This window comes from Dellaglioa sp. CoH-55-MRSF-7 (assembly GCF_056782235.1).
This window is the reverse complement of sequence record NZ_JBXAYI010000190.1, coordinates 1-256: the sequence shown is the minus strand read 5'-3', so window position 1 is coordinate 256 and position 256 is coordinate 1. Positions and strand designations below refer to the sequence as shown.

Sequence of the window (256 nt, the reverse complement as noted above, 5' to 3'; positions counted from 1 at the left end):
GGCGTAGTAAAGCAGTACTCTGAGGGAGACGAGCGCAACGCGACAATCAGTCGCTTGCGCCGTGAAATCAGGCTCGCGACCCGTGGCGCTCCCCAGCGCCATGCGCATGACGAAGAGAATACTGCGAATTATGTCAGTTCTGGTACGGAACAGCTATACAACGCAAGTTCTGAACTTTTGGTCGATGCTTACCGAAAAGTCAGAAGTCTGGTACATCCGGACAAAGGTGGCGATCCGGAACTGTTCCATCTAGTAA

General features: G+C 52.7%; 1 protein-coding gene. It reads left to right on the top strand.

The genetic code is table 11. From position 1 onward, the window contains the following. Positions 1-256: hypothetical protein (locus AC1RPU_RS08350; RefSeq protein WP_481769705.1), on the top strand; the 256-nt coding region annotated here is incomplete at both ends.